Source organism: Pandoraea pneumonica (genome assembly GCF_049918595.1).
In the GTDB taxonomy this organism is placed as follows: domain Bacteria; phylum Pseudomonadota; class Gammaproteobacteria; order Burkholderiales; family Burkholderiaceae; genus Pandoraea; species Pandoraea pneumonica_A.
In genome coordinates this window covers 719,539-739,097 of sequence record NZ_JBNCRZ010000002.1, presented here as the reverse complement: position 1 = coordinate 739,097, position 19,559 = coordinate 719,539, and the positions used below count along the sequence as shown (strand labels likewise).

The 19,559-nt window shown below is 64.0% G+C and carries 16 protein-coding genes; 9 read left to right on the top strand and 7 right to left on the bottom strand.

Annotated features, from left to right (window positions below; translation table 11 throughout):
- Positions 1 to 97 precede the first annotated feature (97 nt).
- The 3 genes from ACPWR9_RS09830 to ACPWR9_RS09820 all read left to right on the top strand — a co-directional run bounded on the left by ACPWR9_RS09830 (position 98) and on the right by ACPWR9_RS09820 (position 5,035).
- On the top strand, positions 98 to 2,566 hold the full coding sequence (locus tag ACPWR9_RS09830; protein ID WP_426297124.1) for a TonB-dependent siderophore receptor: 2,469 nt from the start codon (positions 98 to 100) through the stop codon (positions 2,564 to 2,566).
- Between the two features lie 8 nt (positions 2,567 to 2,574).
- Positions 2,575 to 4,092 (top strand): enterochelin esterase domain-containing protein, encoded by a 1,518-nt coding sequence (locus ACPWR9_RS09825; protein ID WP_426297125.1) that lies wholly within the window; start codon positions 2,575 to 2,577, stop codon positions 4,090 to 4,092.
- A 157-nt stretch (positions 4,093 to 4,249) separates the two neighbouring features.
- A complete protein-coding gene (locus ACPWR9_RS09820; protein WP_426297126.1) occupies positions 4,250 to 5,035 on the top strand; it encodes an FRG domain-containing protein in 786 nt (261 codons plus the stop codon).
- A gap of 28 nt (positions 5,036 to 5,063) precedes the next feature.
- On the opposite strand, the gene ACPWR9_RS09815 is transcribed toward ACPWR9_RS09820, so the two are convergent.
- The gene (locus ACPWR9_RS09815) at positions 5,064 to 5,495 is read right to left on the bottom strand and encodes a carboxymuconolactone decarboxylase family protein (RefSeq protein ID WP_426297127.1); all 432 of its coding nucleotides are present in this window, start codon (positions 5,493 to 5,495) and stop codon (positions 5,064 to 5,066) included.
- 104 nt (positions 5,496 to 5,599) lie between these two features.
- Here ACPWR9_RS09815 and ACPWR9_RS09810 point away from each other — a divergent pair, with 104 nt between their 5' ends.
- Complete coding sequence (locus ACPWR9_RS09810; protein ID WP_426297128.1) at positions 5,600 to 7,048, top strand: PLP-dependent aminotransferase family protein; 1,449 nt, start codon at positions 5,600 to 5,602, stop codon at positions 7,046 to 7,048.
- Here the strand turns inward: ACPWR9_RS09810 and ACPWR9_RS09805 are convergent.
- Both ACPWR9_RS09805 and ACPWR9_RS09800 read right to left on the bottom strand, forming a co-directional pair.
- Positions 6,932 to 10,018 carry a VTT domain-containing protein gene (locus tag ACPWR9_RS09805; RefSeq protein WP_426297129.1) on the bottom strand — a complete coding sequence of 1,029 codons (3,087 nt, stop codon included), beginning with the start codon at positions 10,016 to 10,018 and terminating at the stop codon, positions 6,932 to 6,934. The two genes, ACPWR9_RS09810 and ACPWR9_RS09805, sit on opposite strands and share 117 nt — an antisense overlap.
- 188 nt (positions 10,019 to 10,206) lie before the next feature.
- The gene (locus ACPWR9_RS09800) at positions 10,207 to 10,839 is read right to left on the bottom strand and encodes a DUF4142 domain-containing protein (RefSeq protein WP_426297130.1); all 633 of its coding nucleotides are present in this window, start codon (positions 10,837 to 10,839) and stop codon (positions 10,207 to 10,209) included.
- 541 nt (positions 10,840 to 11,380) lie between these two features.
- Between ACPWR9_RS09800 and dapA the strand changes: the two genes are divergently transcribed.
- Entirely contained in the window at positions 11,381 to 12,388 is a 1,008-nt protein-coding gene (gene dapA / locus ACPWR9_RS09795; protein WP_426297131.1) for a 4-hydroxy-tetrahydrodipicolinate synthase, read from the top strand.
- 30 nt (positions 12,389 to 12,418) lie between these two features.
- On the opposite strand, the gene ACPWR9_RS09790 is transcribed toward dapA, so the two are convergent.
- Positions 12,419 to 12,940 carry a DMT family transporter gene (locus ACPWR9_RS09790; protein ID WP_426297132.1) on the bottom strand — a complete coding sequence of 174 codons (522 nt, stop codon included), beginning with the start codon at positions 12,938 to 12,940 and terminating at the stop codon, positions 12,419 to 12,421.
- 109 nt (positions 12,941 to 13,049) lie between these two features.
- Here ACPWR9_RS09790 and ACPWR9_RS09785 point away from each other — a divergent pair, with 109 nt between their 5' ends.
- On the top strand, positions 13,050 to 13,958 hold the full coding sequence (locus tag ACPWR9_RS09785) for a LysR family transcriptional regulator (RefSeq protein WP_426297133.1): 909 nt from the start codon (positions 13,050 to 13,052) through the stop codon (positions 13,956 to 13,958).
- Positions 13,959 to 13,964: 6 nt separating this feature from the next.
- On the opposite strand, the gene ACPWR9_RS09780 is transcribed toward ACPWR9_RS09785, so the two are convergent.
- Positions 13,965 to 14,879 (bottom strand): LysR family transcriptional regulator, encoded by a 915-nt coding sequence (locus ACPWR9_RS09780; RefSeq protein WP_426297134.1) that lies wholly within the window; start codon positions 14,877 to 14,879, stop codon positions 13,965 to 13,967.
- A gap of 128 nt (positions 14,880 to 15,007) precedes the next feature.
- Between ACPWR9_RS09780 and ACPWR9_RS09775 the strand changes: the two genes are divergently transcribed.
- Positions 15,008 to 15,862 carry an NmrA family NAD(P)-binding protein gene (locus ACPWR9_RS09775; RefSeq protein ID WP_426297135.1) on the top strand — a complete coding sequence of 285 codons (855 nt, stop codon included), beginning with the start codon at positions 15,008 to 15,010 and terminating at the stop codon, positions 15,860 to 15,862.
- A 94-nt stretch (positions 15,863 to 15,956) separates the two neighbouring features.
- On the top strand, positions 15,957 to 17,264 hold the full coding sequence (locus ACPWR9_RS09770) for a DUF2252 family protein (RefSeq protein WP_426297136.1): 1,308 nt from the start codon (positions 15,957 to 15,959) through the stop codon (positions 17,262 to 17,264).
- A gap of 35 nt (positions 17,265 to 17,299) precedes the next feature.
- Here ACPWR9_RS09770 and ACPWR9_RS09765 read toward each other — a convergent pair whose 3' ends face one another.
- Together ACPWR9_RS09765 and ACPWR9_RS09760 are read right to left on the bottom strand one after the other, a co-directional pair.
- Positions 17,300 to 17,764: a nuclear transport factor 2 family protein gene (locus ACPWR9_RS09765; protein WP_426297983.1), complete on the bottom strand. Its 465-nt coding sequence runs from the start codon at positions 17,762 to 17,764 to the stop codon at positions 17,300 to 17,302.
- A gap of 80 nt (positions 17,765 to 17,844) precedes the next feature.
- A complete protein-coding gene (locus tag ACPWR9_RS09760) occupies positions 17,845 to 18,516 on the bottom strand; it encodes a glutathione S-transferase (protein WP_426297137.1) in 672 nt (223 codons plus the stop codon).
- 94 nt (positions 18,517 to 18,610) lie between these two features.
- On the opposite strand from ACPWR9_RS09760, the gene ACPWR9_RS09755 reads away from it, so the two are divergent.
- Positions 18,611 to 19,537, top strand: coding sequence for a LysR family transcriptional regulator (locus tag ACPWR9_RS09755; protein WP_426297138.1), 927 nt, complete (start codon positions 18,611 to 18,613; stop codon positions 19,535 to 19,537).
- The last annotated feature ends 22 nt before the right edge of the window (positions 19,538 to 19,559 follow it).

Sequence of the window (19,559 nt, the reverse complement as noted above, 5' to 3'; positions counted from 1 at the left end):
TTTGCCGATCTCGTTCGGAATACCAAGCATGCACCGGCGCGCACGGGTCACCTCTGCGCTCACCGGTATCCCTTGATCCGAACCAACAGGCATTCCGATGGTGTTGATTTCCGAAGCCGTTCCCTTGCGCCCCACCGACTCTACCGCCGCGCTGCGCCCTGCAATTGCGCTGCTCATCGCCTTCGCCGCGGCCAGTGCCGCCACGCACGCGAGCGCCGCCCCCGCCCCCGAGCCGTCGACACAAAGCGCGTCCGAAGTCCGCCGTGCATGGCAAGTCGCACCGGGCACGCTCGACGCCGTGCTCAATCGCTTTGCGAGCGCTGCGGGTATCGAATTGGCCGTGGACGCCTCTCTCACGCAAGGGCGGCAAAGCCCCGGCATTACCGGCGAATACACGCTGAACGATGCCTTGCATCGACTGCTCGCGCCGCATCAATTGCAAGCGATGCGTGGCAGCAACGGCGTGTACACGTTGCGCGCGGCGGCACCCGACAATGCCGCCGCAACACCTGGCGCGGATGGCGGGGTACTGCTGCCGACCACGAACGTGGTGGCACAGGCCGTGGGGTTGCCCGAGGCCTACGACGGCGGACAGGTCGCACGCGGCGGCCGTCTCGGTCTGCTCGGCAACAAAGACTATATGGACGTGCCGTTCAGCATCACGTCGTACACCGCGAAGACGATTCAGGATCAGCAGTCGACCACGCTGGCCGACGTGCTCGATAACGACCCTTCGGTGCGCTTTACGACATCGAGCGGCCACATGTACGAGAACTTCAGCATTCGCGGCTTCCCGCTGACCGCCGACGAGGTCTCGCTCAACGGCATGTATGGCCTGTCGCCGTACGGCCACGTACCGGTCGAGTTCATCGAACGCGTGGAAGTGCTCAAAGGGCCGAATGCGCTGCTCAATGGCATGTCGCCGTCGGGCGCAGTCGGTGGCGCGATCAACGTGGTGACGAAGAAGGCCGAGAGCACGCCGCTGGCACGTGTCACTGCCGATTACATGTCCGACTCGCAATTCGGCGTGCAGGCCGATCTCGGGCGACGCTTCGGCCCCAACGAGGAATTCGGCATCCGCTTTAACGGCTCGCTGCGCGACGGGCGTACCACGCTCGACGGTCAGAACAAACAGCGCCAGTTCGGCTCACTGGCCCTCGACCTGAAGACCGACCGCGTGCGCTTCGGCCTCGACGCCTATACCGATACCGAGAAGTTCACCGGCGGCAGCCCCTGGATGGCGACCTTCGCGAGCACAGTCGTCGCGCCGCCCAAGCCCGGCACCAACGTGTTGCGCGGCGAGTTCGGCAACTTGGAAAGCAACGGTGTGCAACTGCGCGGCGAAGTCGACGTGACCGATGCAATCACGGCCTACGCTGGCATCGGCGCACTCAACTACCGCTACTCCGGCTTCATCACCGGCACGCGGACCGGCCCCATTAAGGCCGATGGCAGCTACACGGGCGCAACGTACTTCCAACGCGGCTGGACCGAGACGTTCTCGCTCGATGCTGGCGTGCGCACCAAATTCCGCACCGGCCCGCTCAAGCATGAGCTGACGCTCTCAGCTACGTCGCTAGACATCACCAGCGGCAACGTCTTCACGACGAGCGCCAACTACAACTCGAACATCTACTCGCCGGTCAGCCCTGCCCTTGCCAAAGACCCGGGCAGCGCGCCGAAAACATCGGGCACCACGCTCTCGAGCTTCGGTCTGGCCGATACGATCTCGCTCTGGCAAGACCGTGTGACCTTCATCGCAGGCGTGCGAAGCCAGCGCGTGCGCGCACAGGCATTCGCCGCGGCGACCGGCAAACAGACGTCGAGCTACGACGAGAACGCGATTACTCCGGCATTCGGCGTGGTGCTCAGGCCGTTCGGTCCTAACGTCTCGCTCTACGCGAATTACATCGAAGGGCTCACGCAAGGCGGGATGGTGACGGACGTGAGCGCCGCCAACTATGGCGAAGTCTTCGCCCCGTACCGTAGCAAGCAGGCCGAAGTTGGCGTGAAGTGGGACGCTGGCAGCTTCTCGAACACGCTGTCGCTCTTCCAGATCACCAAGCCGGGCATGATCAAAGACGTGGCGACCAACACCTACAACCCGAATGGCGAGCAGCGCAATCGTGGCGTGGAGTGGAATCTCTTCGGCGAGTTCACACCCCACTGGCGCGTGCTGGGCGGCGTGGCTTATACGCGCGGCGAGCTGACCAAGACCGCAGGCAATCTGTACAACGGCAACACCCCGTACGGCGTACCCAAGTGGACCGCCAACCTCGGCACCGAATGGGATTTGCCGTGGGTGCCGGGCGTAACGCTTTCGGGCCGCATGATCTCCACGAGCGCCCAATACGTGAATTCGTCGAACACGCAGCGTATCGGCGGCTGGACGCGGTATGACGTCGGTGCGCGCTACGCCACACGCGTCTACGGCAAGGTCGTCGTGTTCCGTGCCGCGGTAGAAAACGTGACCAACCGCATCGCTTGGTCGGGCACGTTCAACGACGGTTACGTGATTCAAAACGCGCCGCGCACGTTCAAGCTCTCGACGAGCATCGACTTCTGAGGTTCGACATGACATATCCGATGCCTCGTGCCGCGCTCGCGGCCCGTGCTGCCGTTGCTACGCTGTTCGTTTCGTTTGCCCTCAATGCGGCCCACGCGGTGCATGCGGCTACGGTCGCCCCGGCCGCGCCTTCCGAGCCTTCCGAGCCACGGGGCGCATGTGCTGGCGACCCAACCGCGCCCAAGTACCGACTGGGTCTGGTGAGTCCGCGTCTGCTGGCACTCAATGCAGCGCTCTGTGCCGGTGGCAATTCCGACGCCTTCTGGCAGGCGGTCAGCGTGGAAGGCACGCCGACGATCGAGTCCGTGCCACCCGGCTCGGTGACGGGCGACGAACCCGCGTCGTTGCTTGGTCGCGAGACGGAGAACACATCGCTGGTCACGTTCCTCTGGCGCGGCCATCCGCGCAGCGTGCGTATTCTCGGCGCGCCGTCGGGTGATTACGACGACTTGCGCCAACTTGGCAACAGCGACGTCTGGTACCGCAGCTATGTCGTGCCCGCCAGCACCCGGCTCTCGTATCAGCTCGCACCTGACGTGCCCGAGATCGAAGGCACTGCGATGGAGCGCCGCCGCGCCATTCTGAAAACGTTGCAGGTCGACCCACTCAACCATCATCCGTTCGACGTCGAGGGCTTCGACGGTAAGCGCAACGCGAAGTCGTCCGTCACCTTACCCGGCGCACCGCCGCAGCCATGGATCGAGCGGCGGGCGAACGTGCCTGCGGGGACGGTGCAAGCGACGCGCTTCACGAGCGCCGCGCTCGGCAACACGCGCGATGTCTACGTCTATCGCCCCGCAAGCTACCAAGCCGGTGACGATGCACAGGGCCTGCTCGTGGTGTTCGATGCGCACGCGTATGTGAATACCGTGCCCACGCCAGTCATCCTTGACAACCTGATTGCTGAAGGCCGCATTCCACGCACCGCGGCGCTGATTGTCGGCGTCATCGATGGGACCACACGGGGCAAGGAGCTTCCCCCTAACCCCGCCTTCGCCCGTTTTCTCGCCGACGAGCTGATGCCATGGGCCAAGGCACAGGGCGTGTCGGCCCCTGCAGCGCGCACGGTGGTGGCTGGGTCGAGCTATGGCGGACTTGCTTCGGCATGGGCGGCGTCGCAAGCACCGCAGTGGTTCGGCAACGTGCTGTCGCAGTCGGGGTCGTATTGGTGGTCGCCGTCGCAGGGCGATGCGGCGACGCGCGAGACTGGCTGGCTGATTCGTCAATATGCGAACGGCCCGCGCCTGCCGGTAACGTTCTACCTAGAGTCGGGACAGTTCGAAGACCGGCGCGGGCCGACCGGCATCGGCACTTCGGGCAGGCACATGCGCGACGTGCTGCGTGCGAAAGGCTATCGCGTGATGTACGCCTCGACGCCGACCGGCCACGACTACTTCCATTGGCGCGGATCGCTGGCCTGCGGGTTGATGGCGCTCATCGGCACGCCCGCCACACAAACCGCACTGCATGCCGCGCCAGAGGCGCCGGGAAGTCTTGCGAACGTTTGCCCGATGCAATCACCGTAACGCGGGCGGCACGACATGCGGGAATATGCCGCACTCATTAGGTCGACGCGCTTGAGCTGTCACACGCGCCGTACTATAGTGGCCGACGCCATGTCTCGCTTAGCGAAGCATGGCGCCTCACCCGGATGTCAAAGCCACTATAAGGAACAGCTGCCCCATGGAAACCACCGTCATTTCGAGCTGGAAGGATTTCATGGAGTTGTCTTCCCGCTTCGAAGGGTGGGCCTTTCGCGGACAGCAGGACGCGCGTTGGCATCTTCAAAGCTCGCTATCGCGTTATCTGCACGCTTATGTCTCGGACAAGGAGCAATGGCGCAGCCGCGAGGCGCGGGCGATTCGCATCTTCCGCCGTAAAGCGCTCAATCACGTGACCGGCCCGGAAGTGCTGCGCGACGACCTGCGCTGCCTCGGCCTGATGCAGCACCACGGCGCACCGACGCGCCTGCTCGACTTCACCAAATCGCCCTTCGTGGCCGCGTTCTTCGCGCTGGAGCGCACGACCAGCGACGCCGCCATCTTCGCCCTGAACACCCCCGCCCTTTACGACGACAGCGCCCGCCCGCGTCATGCGCCGTGGCTCACGCGCGATACGATCGACCCGCGCGTGAAGGGAAACATGGAGAAGTACTTCCTCAGTAACGACAACGAGGTGGTGTGGTTCGGCGAACCCGAGGAAATGGACGGGCGCCTGATCGCCCAATCGGGCACGTTCGTCGTACCCGGCGTGATAGACCGCCCGCTGCATCGCATTCTCGACGGCTATGAAAGCGAAGAGCCGCTGCTGCGCAAGATCGTGCTGCCCGTAGCGCTGCGTGCGGAAGCCATGAAATGGCTATACCGCATGAACGTCACCAACGCGTCGCTGTTCCCCGATCTCGACGGGCTGGCACGTTCCATCGCCGTCGAAATCGAGATGGTCTGGCCGACGCAGACGCTGGGGTAAGCCCCCGCGGCTGTCACGCCTCACGCGCTCACTGGCGCATACCGATCGCCAGACGGTTGAACGCGCTCATCAGCGCCACGGCGAAGCTCAGGTCGGCAATTTCCGCGTCGTTGAAGTATTGCTTCAGCGGCGCGAAGTCTTCATCGGGCGCATGGGTATGCGCCACATCCACCAACGACTCCGTCCACGCCAGCGCGGCCCGCTCGCGTGCGTCGAAGTGCGAGCTCACGCGCCATCCGGCCAGACTGTCGATCTTGGCGTCGGGCATGCCATCGGCGCGCAGCGCTTTCGAATGCATCTCCAGACAGAACGCACAGCCGTTGATTTGCGAGACGCGCAGGTAGACCAATTCGACCAGCGGCTTGCCGAGCGTGCTCTTGGCCAGCGCCTTCTTGGTCGCAGCGAACCCCTGATAGGCCTCTGCGGACAACGTGTAATACGGCAAACGAAGGGTACTCATCACTCACTCCCGTTGAGAATTGCTTGTCGCGGAACCCATACTTTAGGAAAATCATGTCCCATCGAACAGATACAAGAATTGACTGATCGAATAGGACATCGCGCATGGAACTGCACGACCTCACGCCAAGCCGGGAGCAAGACGCCCCGATCTATTTGCAGCTGTACCGCCGCTATCGTGACGCCATCGCCACGGCCAAGCTGCGCCCCGGTGAGCGCGTGCCTTCCGTGCGCAGCCTCGCCAGCGAACTGAATCTGGCCCGGGGCACCGTCGAACTGGCCTATCAGATGCTGACCAGCGAAGGCTACTTCACGTCGCGCGGCGCCGCAGGCACGTTTGTCTCGCCAAGGTTGGAGAGTCTTGGCGAGCCGACACACACGCCCGCCCCGGCGGCCGCCGTGGCAGCACAACACGCGTCGCCAAGCGCATCCGCCATCGCGATGCCGCGCCCTTTCCAGCTTGGCTTGCCTGCGCTCGATGCCTTCCCGCGCAAGACATGGTCGCGGCTCGCTGGCCGGAATGCCCGCGCCATGGACACCGCCGCGCTGATCTACCCGGACATCGCCGGATACGATCCGTTGCGACGCGCGATTGCGACCTATCTCGGGATCTCACGCGGCATTGCCTGCACGCATGAGCAGGTTTTCGTCACGGCGGGGCATCCTGGCACGCTGGAACTGGTGTGCCGTGCCCTGCTGCAATCGGGCGACACAGGCTGGTACGAAGATCCGGGTTACCTGATTGGACGCCATCTCCTTGAGCGCGCCGGGATGCGATTAGCCCCCGTGCCGGTAGATGAGGAAGGTCTCGAAGTGGCCGCCGGGCGTAAGCGCGCCGCCGATGCCCGCTTCGCCGTCGTCACGCCAACGCACCAGAGTCCGACGGGCGTCACGCTCTCGCTGCCGCGCCGTCTCGAACTGCTGGAGTGGGCCAGTCAACGTGAAGCCTGGATCGTGGAGGACGACTACGACAGCGAATTCCGCTATCACGGCCGCCCGCTCCCCGCGCTCAAGAGTCTGGATCGTGACGACCGCGTGCTTTACACCGGCACGTTCAGCAAGGTGCTGTTCCCGGGGCTTCGACTGGCCTATCTGGTTGTGCCAGCGTCGCAAATCGAACGCTTCCGTGAAACGGCACGGCACTTGCCCGGCCCCGGTTCGATTCTGTTGCAAGCGACCGTCGCCGACTTCATGACACAGGGACACTTCGCTCGGCACCTGCGCAAGATGCGCGCACTTTATGCGCAGCGGCGGGGGTTTCTGGTGGAGGCGCTCACGCACGTGTTCGATGGCGACCTCATGGTTGCGCCGCAAGCGGGCGGCATCCATGCGTTGGCGAGTTTGCCGCGCGGGCGCGATGACAAGGCACTTGCCGCCGCCGCGCAACAACGCGGGCTGGCAGTGCAGGCGGTGAGTCAATGGCAAATGCGACGAGCGTCAGGTGCCGGTCTTGCGGCGCGCAGCGGTTTGCTCATCGGCTTCACGAATATCGTCACCCGCGACATGGCGACGCGCTTGTGCGAGCAACTGCTCGCGGCCACTCGCGACGTTTGAGGGCTGCGCGTGCACCGGCAGCGTCGTACGCAACGACGCCACCAACGGCAGATGGTCGGAGGCGATCCGTGCGAGGGGTGTCGAATGACGACGCACGGCGTTGAGGTGCGCGCGCGGTGAAGTCCAGATGCGATCGAGCGCAAACACCGGCCAGCGTGACGGAAACGTCGCGACATGCGGCGCCCGTTCGAAGTAGCGATGCAGCCATCGCAGCGGCCGCCCCCAGAGGAACCACTCGTTGACGTCCCCCAGCAGCACCATGGCGGAGCGGGGCTGGTTCGACAAGCATTGCAGCAAACGATGCACCTGCTCGCGGCGCTCGCCCGGGCGAAGGCCGAGATGGGTGGCGATCACGCGCAATTGCATCTCGCGGCCCTGCCCGTCGTGCCACGCGAGCGTCGCATCGATGGCGCCACGCGGCTCCCGGCCCGCCACGCTTAAGTCGATATGACGCACCGCCACGGGCGCGAAACGGGTCATCAAAGCGTTGCCGAATGTCACGCCGTCACGGTTGAGCGTCGGCCCCGGAATCACGTGCATCCCGCGCGCTTCGGCAAACGACGCCAGCAACCCCACGCCGGGTGCATTCGATGCGACCTCCTGCAACGCCACGATATCGGCATCGATTTCGTCGAGCACACGCGCAATGCGTTCGGGGTCGTGACGCCCATCGATGCCCACACTGCCATGCACGTTGTAGCTGGCGACCACCATCTCGCGGCTGACGGTTTCTGCCGCGTTACCGGTGATGTCCGCACAGTCTGGCGAACTGGGTGACGGTGTGACCAAGCGCGGCTTTGCCGCCGACGGCGCGCGCTTACCCCCCATGCGCCGCTTCAGCGCGACGATGCCCAGCCCCGGGATGACGAGCACGACGGCAAACAGCACGGCCGTCCAGCCGTTCGGGCGCTGTGCCAACGCGGTCACCCGGTCGACGAGCGCCGCTGCGATCAAGATGCCCGGCGTAATCCCGATGACCGTGCCGAGCAGACAGTCACGCAACCGAATGCGCGACGCACCGACGACAAGGTTCACCAGCGTGAACGGCGCGAGCGGCATCAAGCGCAGCACGATCATGGCCAGCAAGCCGTGATCGCCAATCTGACGGCTAAGCGCGTTCAAGCGACGTCCACCGAAGCGCTGCACGGCATCGCGGCCCGCGAGGCGTCCCACGCTGTACCCGGCCATGGCCCCCAGCGTCGTCCCGGCCAGCGCATAGAGCGCGCCCATCACTGGCCCGAAGACGACCACGGTCACGACGATCAGCACGGTGACCGGCACCATGAGCAATGCGCCCACGACATACACCAGCATCATGGCGAGCGGCGCGAATCGCATGTGCTGGATCGTTTCGACAAACCCCAGCACCCGTTGCATGTCGGCCCACTCCCGCAGCGGCGTATAGCGCCACGCGAGCCCAAGCCCCGCCAGCACGACCAGCAACATGACAAGCGCGGTGATGCGCCCGATCAGCCGCGGGCGCGCTTCGTGCGCAATAAATGTTTCCATCACGTTTTCGAAGTCGATGGGCTCCATCGGATCGAGCACCACGGCCCCCGGCGACGCCGCATCGTCCGCTTCGTCCAATTCGGGGACGAAGGCTTCGAGCGTGCGCTCGCCCTCGCGGTGCAACGCATCGATCGCGTCGTGCAGGCCCGGCTCGCGCGCGAGCGTGGTTGCCACGGCAGATTCAGTGACGTCGAGATGCTCGGCCAACAACCGATTGCGCGCGCGGGCGATGCCCGCCGCGACGCGCGCATCGCCATTCGCCGCGACGGCCAAGTTGCACTCGGTGTCGAGACCCATCGACCGATTATTTAAGTTGGCGGAGCCTATCACGAGCAACGCGTCGTCCATCACCATCACTTTGCTGTGCACGTTCACACACGCAGGTGCAATGCCGGGCACCTCCGGGCAATACAGACGAAAGCGCGCTTGTGGATCGACCTCTCGCAAGCGCCGGTACAAACGCGCGCGCAACACCCCCATGCTCTGCTCCTGCAACCAGCCGCTCTCGGCACGGCGCGACACGACGGCGATATCGGGGCAATCGTCGGCGGCAAGGCGAGCAGCGAGTGCGTCGCCGATCGAGGTCGCTGTGAAATATTGGTTCTCGAAGTAGAGACGCTCGCGTGCGGCGGCGATGGCATCGAGATACAGCGTCTGAATCTCCTGCACCGCACCGCGTCCTTCGAACGCCGGTGCCGTGCGCGAGATCCCGACCTCGATATCGGTGAGGTCAGGTGCCACCGAAGCGGGCCATGGGTCGAGCGGTTCGTACGGGGCGTCGCGCGTATCGCGATGACGTAAGTCGACGTGCATGCCTGTTGCGCGATACCACCGCGCCTCGGCAAGCTGCGCGAGCGCGCGGGCGGCCTCGCCATCGACCATGGCATGCACGTCGTGAAACGGTGGATAGACGTGACCCGACGGGTCACGACGGCCGGGAGCCTCGGGGGCATGTTCGGGCGTATCCCAGCGACAGCGTGTGAGATCGAGACCGCCGACGAAGGCGAGGCGCTGATCGATCACCACGACCTTCTGGTGATGCGACGCACCCGTCGGATGCCGTCCGTCGAGTCGGAAAGACAACCGGCGATGGGTTTGCCAATCGAGCTTGACCGCTGGCAGCCACTCACGCTCCAGTGCGTAAAGCATGGCGAAGTCCCAGCTCAGCGCGTAAATGCGCAGCGACTTGTTTCGCTGCACCAGCGCATCGAGAAAATCGCGCAGTCCGGGCGGCAAGCCGTCGTCCGGGCCTTCGGGCGTGAGTTGCATGCGGCTGTCGATATCCCAGCCGAGAATGAATACCGTGTGCCGGGCATGCTGCAATGCCTCGCGCAGCGCGCTAAAGTACGCTTCACCGTCGACGAGCATGCGCATACGCGCCGCGGGCTCGATGCGCCAGCAATTGCGGCCTTCACGTAACAACGGCTCGACAACACCTGTCGTGGATTGGGCGGGCTTCATGTCCTGTGTGACTCGAAGCGCGTCGCACGAGTTGCAGGCCGGACATGGCGGGAAGCTTTCGGGAGGTTTCTGAACGGTGGCCGGTATTGCCGAAACGTCGTGACGACGGTGGCGGTCCGGCGGGCGGATTTCGTCGTTATTTCGACGCTACTCGCGACGAAATCCGCTGATATTGTGTCGAAGCTGCCTTATTTCCCCATTTCGACTTTGGCCGAAACTTCGCGAGCCTCGCTCAGATGATGGCGAATTGTAGGCAACGTCTGACGCGCGAATCCGCGCAAGTCTGAGTCCTGTCCCTTGTCCGCTTCCATGGAAAAAAGCTGCACGGCCTGCTCGTGCGCATCCGGCCCGGCCAGTGCCATATACGCCACATCGAACTCGCGTCCCTTCTTCTGCTTGAGCGCCTCGATGTCGGGGTTCACGGCGGCGTCGTTCGGCACGCTCACTCCCTTCTTCGCCGCGAGTTGGCGCAGCGCTTCATTGGCCTTGCTGTGATCGGTGACCATCTGCTGCGCAAAGCGCTTCACCGCCGGATTGGTGGAGCGTTGCACCGCGACCTGACTGGCCTGCACTTCCGCGCGACCGGCTTGCTGTGCCTTGTCGACAAACTCGGCGTCGAGTCCGGCCGTCGGTTGCGCAGTGCGCGGCGCTTGGGCTGCGGCGTGTGTCACGTCGACGCCGCCACCGGCGATACCCACTTCGTCACCGCCGCCTTGTGCGGGCTCTCCTTTCGGTAGTTCTTGCGCAAACGTCCACGTGCTGAACAACAAGGTTGCGGCGGTGAGGCACACGCCGGAGATTTTGGTGTGTCGTGTTTGCATTTCGACCTCCCAAGGTGGATGACAACGGTTGACGACGCCAGATGGTCGTTCGACTGCGCGCTCGGCGGCACCGTTCGTCGCAACGTCATCGGACTTTCCTATGCGCTGCCGCAATCCGCTACGAAATTTCAATGCCGATGGTTCGATACGCGGGGGCCAGCGCATGACACTTTTAAAACGACGCGCTTGACGTCACTCACGCACAGCGTATAAAGTCACCGCATGATGAATTTCAACGCCCTTCGCTCGCAAGTTGTGAACGTTGCTGCCACGCAGCAACCGGGCGCGTTCGTCAAAGCCAAAAAACAGTCGCTCAACTGACCGGAGCGTGCTGTTCCGTCAGTTGAGCGACGGAATAGCCACGTGGACCCGGCAGTCCCGCCCGCGCGCTTGCGCACCTCGCCCGCCTGCCCTGTAACTCCCACGCGTCACAAAATTCGCGTCGCCCCACTGAACGGTTTGCCGTACAGGTCATCACACGTTCGTCGCTTTCGATGCTTTCGATGCTTTCGAACGAATTTGCTCTGACAGGGAGACAGTCATGCAGGACACGCAATCGAACACATCGCACACCGCCACACAAACCACCACTCGACTCGTATCGCGCGGCCACGCGAGCGGGTTTCGCGGGATCTGGCTGCCGCTCGTCACGCCGTTTCTGCCCGGTAGCACGAACACCGCCGACGCGCCGGTCGATCATGCGGCGCTGCGCCGACTCGTGGCGCACTATCGCCGCTCAGGCATTGCCGGGTTGGTGATCTGTGGCACGACCGGCGAAGCGGCTGCGCTCGACGAAGCCGAACAACTCGCGGTGTTCGACACGGTGCTGACCGAAGCGGGCGACGTGCCCGTGATCGCCGGGCTAGCCGGCAATCACCTGAATCACACGCTCTCGCGGCTGGACGCCTTCAATGCCTTGCCGCTCGCCGGGGTCCTGACGCCTGCCCCGTACTACATTCGTCCGTCGCAAGCCGGTCTGACGAGTTGGTTTCAAACACTGGCGGATCGATCGCGTGCACCGCTCGTGCTCTACGACATTCCGTATCGCACCGGCGCGACGCTGACGCTCGAGACACTGCTGACGCTGGCCGGGCACGACAACATTCGCGGCATCAAGGATTGCGGCGGCAACGCCACCACCACGCAGGCGCTGATCGCCGATGGCCGCCTGTCGGTGCTGGCGGGTGAAGACCACCAACTGCTTTCGACGCTGTCGATGGGCGGACATGGCGCAATCATCGCGTCGTCGCATTGCCGTCCGTCGCATTTCGTCGCGCTGTACCGTGCTGTGCAGTCGCAGCAGTTAGACGTGGCGCGTGTGCTATTCCACGCGTTGATGCCAGTGGTTCGGTTGCTGTTCGCCGAGGCGAACCCGGGGCCGGTGAAGGCATGGCTCGCCCGCGAAGGCTTACTGGCGGATGTGCTGCGCGCGCCGATGACCAGCGCGTCGTCTTCGTTGGCACAGCAATTGGTGGACGCCGTCGCCGCCGTCGATGCGCAATTCGGGGCGAACGCCACGAATGCGCCGATCTCCGTCAGTGCGGCATGACCGCAGTAGCGTGATGTCACGCGGGCAAGCTCATGAACCGACGGCTTGCCCCGCGACCGACTTCACCGGCGCGCTCGTGCCCCACTGCACCACGAGCATGCCGGCGACGATCAACCCGACACCGGCAATACGCGCAAGGTTGGCGGGTTTCTGCGCGAGCCCCATCAATCCGAAGTGATCGATGACGAGCGACGCGACGACCTGCCCCGCCACCACACAGACGATGAAGTTCGCGGCACCGAGGCGGGGTGTCAGGATCAACGCCGCCGTAATGTAGGCCACGCCAGCAATGCCGCCGATCCATAGCCACCACGGCCCGCTGGCCGCCCGGCTGATGTCGGGCACCCCGGCACGCATGGCGATCAACACCGGTGCAATGACGATCAGACTCACCATCAACGACGCCACCGTCGCCCACAGCGGATGACCTAATGCGCGGCCGAGCGCCGCGTTGCTGCCCGCCTGAAACGGCACGACGGCACCCGCCAGCATGGCAATGGCCAACGGCAGAAAGACCGTTGGCGAGAACGAGGGAGTGAACGATGCGTTCATGAAGTGACCTCCTTTGGCGTAAATCATGACTTGCCTTGAGGGTGCATCATCCATTCCAATAATGGAAATTCGAAATTCGCACACAAACTATTCGCCAGATGGATAGCTCATGGATGATTTGCGCCGGATCGACCTCAACCTGCTGTTGACGCTGCACGCGCTGCTCGCCGAGCGTCATGTCTCGCGTGCCGCCGTACGGTTGCACCGCAGTCAGCCTGCGGTGAGCCATGCGCTCGGGCAGCTCCGCACGATCTTCGACGACCCGCTCTTGGTGCGGCGCGACGGCGCGCTTTGTCTGACCGCCCGTGCACAAGAGTTGCAACGACCGCTCGATGACGCACTCGCGCAGTTACAGGGGCTGTTGCACGCGCCTGCGTTCGACGCGAAGCGCGCCAAGCGGACCTTTCGACTGGCGTTGTCGGACTACGGCGCCCGCGTCGCCCTGCCTGCCCTAACGCGATGTCTGCGCGAACAAGCCCCGGGGGTCGATCTCGCCATCTCGCAGACCAGCCGCGAAGCGATGGTCACGCAATTGCTCGACGGGGAAATCGATCTGGCGCTGGGGGTCTTTCACGATCTGCCGGAGGAGTTACAAGCGCAGACGTTGTTCGACGAGTCGTTTGTTTGCGTCGCCGATCGGACGACGCTGCCTGCGCGCGGCGCACTGACGTTGGAGGCGTGGCTAGCAAGGCCACATGTCCTCGTGGCGATGCGCCCCGACACCGCCAACGAAATCGATCTGGCGCTGGCCGATCAGGGGCAGACGCGTCGCATCGCCGTGGCGATGCCGCATTGGAGCGTCGCGACCGAGTTGATCGCGGGCACCGACCTCGTGCTCACTGTCGCCGAGCGGGCCGTCGCGCATTTGCGACATGACCGGCAGTTGCGACGCTTCGCACCGCCCTTTCCAATCCCGCCCTTTGCCTTTCAGGCGGTATGGCATACCCGGCGTGATGTGGACCCGGCGCATCGCTGGCTTCGCGACCTCATTGCCCGTGTTTGCGGCAACGGCGATTGAACGCAGTTACATCGTGGCCGTGAGTGAGGCCACCAGATCGAGAAATGCGCGCGTCTTGGCGGGCGGATGATGTCGCGAGGGATGGTAGACGTATAGCGGGAATCGCTCGTCCGGCCAGTCGGGAAACAGGTCGACTAGTTGCCCACTCTCTAGCAACACATCGGTGCCGAATGCCATGACTTGCGCGATGCCGTAGCCTGCGAGACAGGCGCTGAGCAAGGTACCGGCATCGTTGACGACGAGGCGTCCGTGCGTGGGCACCACCAGCCGTTTGCGCTTGCGATGAAACTCCCACGGAAACGGCCGCCCCGTCTGAGGGTCGCGGAATTCGATACACGCGTGCGTATCGCCCGACAGGTCTTCCGGCTTGAGCGGTCGTCCACAGCGCTTCAAATAACTGGGGGCAGCGACCGTACGAATCGGCGTATCGAGTAGTTTGCGCGCCACGAGCGTCGAGTCAGGAGGTATGCCGAAACGCACTGCTAGATCGAAACCGTCGGCAATCAAATCGCCGAGACTGTCTCGGGTAATCAGTTCAAGTCGCAGTTCGGGATATTCCGTGAGGAACGCCTCGAGACTCGGCCCGAGGATCAGTCGCGAGAAGAACGGGTCGATGTTCACACGCAACCGACCGCGCACGGCTGTCGCGCCGCCGGAGGCCGTCGCCGCCGCATCTTCCAGCCCGGCCAGCAACGGGGTGACTTGTGCGTAGAAACGCCGCCCCTCATCCGTCAACGAGACCACGCGCGTCGTCCGGTCGAACAGGCGGATGCCCAGCCGCGCCTCAAGCCGCGCCACCGCCCGACTAACCCCGGGCTGGGACATATCGAGCCGCTCGCCCGCTGCCGCAAAACTCCCCGCTTCAACGATGGCCACGAAGACGCTCATGCCGTTGAGCATGCGTTCGTCGAATCCGCTCATCTCGCCCTCCACTTATTACATGCCATTTTGGCATTAATCAAATGCCACTCATGTTATCGCGAAATGTGGAGCAGATACCCACAATGGCGTCCAGTGCGGTGTGGACCGCCGTTTCCAAAGGATTTGAGATGTACGCCATTACAGGAATTACCGGACAAGTCGGCAGTGCGCTCGCCGAAACGTTGCTCGCCCAAGGCGAACCAGTGCGCGCCGTCGTGCGCGACGCTGCGAAGGGGGCGCGTTGGCAGGCACGCGGCTGCGACGTCGCGCTCGCCGATATGACCGACGCCGCCGCACTCACCCGCGCCTTTGCCGGTGCGCAAGCCGTGTTCGTGCTGCTGCCGCCTACATTCGACCCGTCGCCCGGCTTTGCCGAGTCGCGCGCGCTCATTGCCTCAATTTGTGAAGCACTGATCGCCGCCCGGCCTTCGCGCGTGGTCTGCCTGTCGACCGTCGGTGCGCAAGCCACGCAAACCAGCCTGCTGTCGCAGTTATCGATGTTGGAGGAAAGCCTCGGTGCACTCCCGATGCCGGTCACGTTCCTGCGCGCGGCATGGTTCATGGAGAACGCCGCGTGGGACATCGCTCGCGCCCGTACCGACGGCGTGCTGGAGAGCTATCTCACACCGCTCTCGCGTGCCATTCCGATGGTGGCCACGGCCGACGTCGGTAGCACGGCGGCGGGCTTGCTGCGCGAGACATGGGAAGGCAAGCGCGTGGTCGAGTTGTGCGGCCCCGCGCCCGTCTCGCCCGAGCAACTGGCCAGCACAATGAGTCTCGTACTCGGCCGCCCTGTCGAAGCACACGCCCTGCCGCGCGCCGAGTGGGAAGCGCGGTTCCGTGCGCAAGGCATGCACAACCCCACGCCGCGCATGCAAATGCTCGATGGCTTCAATGCAGGCTGGATGTGCTTTGAAGGCACGCCACGTCAAGGCACCACGCCGCTGATCGATGTCGTGCGTTCGCTCGTGGCTTGCCACTAAGTCGTCATTTCGCCGACACTGAGGGCACTGCAACGCTGCGCGGGACGATGGTGCATACCATGCCCGCGCAGTGTGCCTTCAGGGAGCTGACGACATGGCAAACGGCAAGCACCGGAAAAAGCATAAGTGGGCAACGCCGGAAGCGCGGCTGGCGCGACTGGGCAGCGAGCGCGCACGCAAGATGGCGCGCTCGCCGCACGCGTACGTGCGCGGCAGCACGATCCGGTTCTACGAATGGCTAAGCGAAGCCGACGTCAACTTGCCACAGGGTCCGGCCATCTGGATCTGCGGCGACTGCCATACCGGCAATCTCGGGCCACTGGCGAATGCGCGTGGTCATGTCGAAATCCATATCCGCGATCTCGATCAAACCGTCATCGGCAACCCGGTGCACGATCTCGTGCGACTGGCGTTGTCGCTGGCGAGTGCCGCACGCGGCTCGTCGCTGTCTGGCCTCACCATCATCCATATGCTCGAAGCGCTCACGCATGGCTACGAGTCTGCGTTCGAGCGGGAAGACAAAGCCGCAGACGAGGCGGGGAACGGCGGCAAGCGTAATGGCAAGAAGCACGGGAAGTCTTCAGGCAAAACCAAAAAGAGTGCCCCCGAGGAAGAGGAATACACCCGCCCGAAGGTCGTCGATCTCATCATGCGGCAGGCCACCAAGCGGTCGTGGAAGCACCTCGCGCTCGAACGCATCGAAGACATCCGTCCGACCATCCCATTGGGCCGACGCTTCTGGCCGCTAAGCAAGAAAGAGAAAAACGAGATCGACGCGCTCTTCCAACGCGACACCATCGCGCGCCTCGCGACCGAGTTGCGCGGGCGCCCAGACGACGGTCATGTCGAAGTGCTCGACGCCGCGTATTGGGTCAAGGGTTGCAGCTCGTTGGGGCGCCTGCGATATGCGGTGCTGTTAGACGTGGACGGGGGTGTCGTGCAAGGCGACGACCTCTGTTTGATGGACTTGAAGGAAGGTGTAAAGGCCGCGGCCCCGCGTTATCCAGGGGTGCGCATGCCGCGCGACAACGCCGAGCGCGTCGTCAAAGGGGCGCAGCATCTCTCGCCGTTCCTGGGCGATCGTATGCGCGCCGCACGCATGATGGACCGCTCGATCATCATCCGCGAACTCCTCCCGCAGGATCTCAAACTCAGTATCGACACGCTCACGGTCAACGACGCGTCGGAGATCGCACACTACCTTGCACGCGTCGTGGGGCAAGCGCACGCGCGGCAAATGGACGATGCCACCTGCCGCACATGGCTGACCGAGTTGCAACGCAATCGTTCGAAGTCGATCGACGCCCCCGTGTGGCTCTGGAACAGCGTCGTGCAACTTATGAGCGAGCATGAAGCGGCGTATCTCGAACATTGCAAGCGCGTGCTGTCGGGCGAGGCCTGACAGCACTGCAATGCACCTCAGACGCTGAGGACGCCTCAGAACATCGAGTTGCCGCTGACCGTCTTGGCGGGCACTTGTTGCGACACATCCCAGTGTTCGACGATCTTGCCTTTGTCGAGCCGGAAGATGTCGACGATGGCGATAGGCGCATCGCCTGGGTGCGGCACCTTGCGCACGTGCAGAATCACGTAATCGCCGTCGGCGAAGGCACGCACGATATCGCTGTGCGAATCCGGCTGATTCTTACGAAGGAACTCGAGAAACTTGCCGAAGCCTTCCACACCATCGGCCGCGTTCGGATTGTGTTGGATGTATTGCGAACCCAGATACTGACGCGCCGCCTCGAAGTCCTTGCGATTGAGGCCCGCATCGTAGAACGCAAGCACGGCCTGTTTGTTCGCGGCCATCTGCGCGGCAGATGTGGTGGGCACGGGCGTGGCCGATGGGTTCAGCCCTTCGGCACCGGCTGCCGACAATGCCGCGCCGGGTACGGGCGGCATGCCTTCAGCGGCATGGATGATTGGCGTCATGGCGACGGCGGCAGTAGCAAGCAACGAAGCGACAATGGTTTTCATGATGATTAGCTCAGCAGTTCATAAGGACCGCCGCGTTCGAGTGCGCGCCGGTAGTCGTCACGAGCATGAATGCGTTTGAGAAAGTCTTCAATGGCAGGCCAACGGCCCTTGGCGTCTCCGCGCGCGGCGGCGGCCTCCAGCGGGAAACTCATTTGAATATCGGCTGCACTGAAGCTATCGCCGACAAACCAGCCAGTCTTCGCAAGGGCATCGTTCACATAGCCGAAATGCAGCGCGAGCTGGGGGTCGACGAAGCTCGATTGCAGCGTCGCACTGATCTTGCGTGCCACCGGGCGAACGAAGAACGGCATGGGGGCGCTAGCGATACGCAGCGCGACTAGCTTGAGCAGCAACGGCGGCATGGCGGAGCCTTCGGCGTAATGCAGCCAGTACGTCCATCGCAAGCGCTCCGGCGTGTCGCGCGGCGGGGCGAGCCGCCCCTCCCCATACCTGTCGACCAGATACTCGATGATCGCGCCCGACTCGGCCAGTGTCAGGTCACCGTCGGTCAGCACCGGCGACTTGCCAAGCGGATGCACCTGCCGCAGTTCGGGTGGCGCGAGCATGGTGTTGGGGTCGCGTTGGTAGTGACGTAGTTCGTATGGCAGGCCAAGCGCTTCGAGCAACCAGAGCACGCGCTGCGAGCGCGAGTTGTTCAGGTGATGGACGGTGATCATACGTTCGGACTCCGGCGGTTGATCCGATCGCCATTGTCGCCGGATTGGCGGGTTTCGGGGTAATCTTGCCCAACACGTTACCCCCGCCCCGCTCATGGACAGAATCGATGCGATGAAGGTGTTCGTCGCCACCCTCGACGAAGGCAGTTTGGCTGGTGCCGCCCGGCGTCTAGGGCGTTCGGCCGCCGCCGTCAGCCGCGCCATCGCGTATCTCGAAGCGCACACCGGTACCGCCCTGCTCCACCGCACCACACGCACCCTTCGGTTAAGCGCCGCCGGGGAGCGCTATGCCGCGGCTTGCCGACGCATTCTGCTCGATCTGGACGAAGCCGATGTCCTTGCCGCCGGTGAGCGGTCAGCCCCGCGTGGTTTGTTAACCGTCGCGACGTCGCTGGCCGCGGGGGAAACGTTGATGCGAGAAATCGTTGAAGCGTTTATCGAGCGCTATCCGACGGTCACGGTACGGCTTGCGCTAAGCGACGTGCCCGTCAACATGATCGACGAAGGCATCGACGTCGCTTTGCGGGTCGCACACCTGCCCGACTCGTCGCTCGTCGCCACACAAGTCGGCGAAGTGCGCAGGGTGATTGCGGCGTCTCCCGACTATCTCGCGGCGCACACGCCCATCGCAACGCCCGCCGATCTCTCCAAACATCAGATCGTGTCGATGACCTACTTCGGCATCGACTCGTGGCGCTTTCCGCCGAGCGGGCGGGCCTCGGTGCCGCAAGTGGTGCAGTTCACACCGAGACTGATCGTCAATTCGATACGCGCGGCCATCGCGTCGGCGGTCGCCGGTCACGGTGTGGCCCGCATGCTGACCTATCACATGGTCGACGAGATCGAGCGCGGCTCGCTGCGCATCGTCCTGCGCGACTTTGAACACCCACCCATGCCAGTGCACGTCATCACGCCGCAGGGACGCCTCGCCGTGCCCAAAGTGCGCGCATTCGTCGACTTTGCAGTGCCACGGTTGCGCAAGCACTTTGCGCGCGTGAGCAAGGTGGCGGAGAAAGGCTGAGCGCCCTGCGCACCGCCGCCAC

Coding starts and splice junctions, on each gene's coding strand:
- ACPWR9_RS09760 (WP_426297137.1), bottom strand. CDS start 18,516: ATGATCACCGTCCATCACCTGAACAACTCGCGCTCGCAGCGCGTGCTC.
- ACPWR9_RS09785 (WP_426297133.1), top strand. CDS start 13,050: ATGGATGATTTGCGCCGGATCGACCTCAACCTGCTGTTGACGCTGCAC.
- ACPWR9_RS09780 (WP_426297134.1), bottom strand. CDS start 14,879: ATGAGCGGATTCGACGAACGCATGCTCAACGGCATGAGCGTCTTCGTG.
- ACPWR9_RS09805 (WP_426297129.1), bottom strand. CDS start 10,018: ATGAAGCCCGCCCAATCCACGACAGGTGTTGTCGAGCCGTTGTTACGT.
- ACPWR9_RS09825 (WP_426297125.1), top strand. CDS start 2,575: ATGACATATCCGATGCCTCGTGCCGCGCTCGCGGCCCGTGCTGCCGTT.
- ACPWR9_RS09815 (WP_426297127.1), bottom strand. CDS start 5,495: ATGAGTACCCTTCGTTTGCCGTATTACACGTTGTCCGCAGAGGCCTAT.
- ACPWR9_RS09765 (WP_426297983.1), bottom strand. CDS start 17,764: ATGCCGCCCGTACCCGGCGCGGCATTGTCGGCAGCCGGTGCCGAAGGG.
- ACPWR9_RS09800 (WP_426297130.1), bottom strand. CDS start 10,839: ATGCAAACACGACACACCAAAATCTCCGGCGTGTGCCTCACCGCCGCA.
- ACPWR9_RS09830 (WP_426297124.1), top strand. CDS start 98: ATGGTGTTGATTTCCGAAGCCGTTCCCTTGCGCCCCACCGACTCTACC.
- ACPWR9_RS09775 (WP_426297135.1), top strand. CDS start 15,008: ATGTACGCCATTACAGGAATTACCGGACAAGTCGGCAGTGCGCTCGCC.
- ACPWR9_RS09790 (WP_426297132.1), bottom strand. CDS start 12,940: ATGAACGCATCGTTCACTCCCTCGTTCTCGCCAACGGTCTTTCTGCCG.
- dapA (WP_426297131.1), top strand. CDS start 11,381: ATGCAGGACACGCAATCGAACACATCGCACACCGCCACACAAACCACC.
- ACPWR9_RS09810 (WP_426297128.1), top strand. CDS start 5,600: ATGGAACTGCACGACCTCACGCCAAGCCGGGAGCAAGACGCCCCGATC.
- ACPWR9_RS09755 (WP_426297138.1), top strand. CDS start 18,611: ATGGACAGAATCGATGCGATGAAGGTGTTCGTCGCCACCCTCGACGAA.
- ACPWR9_RS09770 (WP_426297136.1), top strand. CDS start 15,957: ATGGCAAACGGCAAGCACCGGAAAAAGCATAAGTGGGCAACGCCGGAA.
- ACPWR9_RS09820 (WP_426297126.1), top strand. CDS start 4,250: ATGGAAACCACCGTCATTTCGAGCTGGAAGGATTTCATGGAGTTGTCT.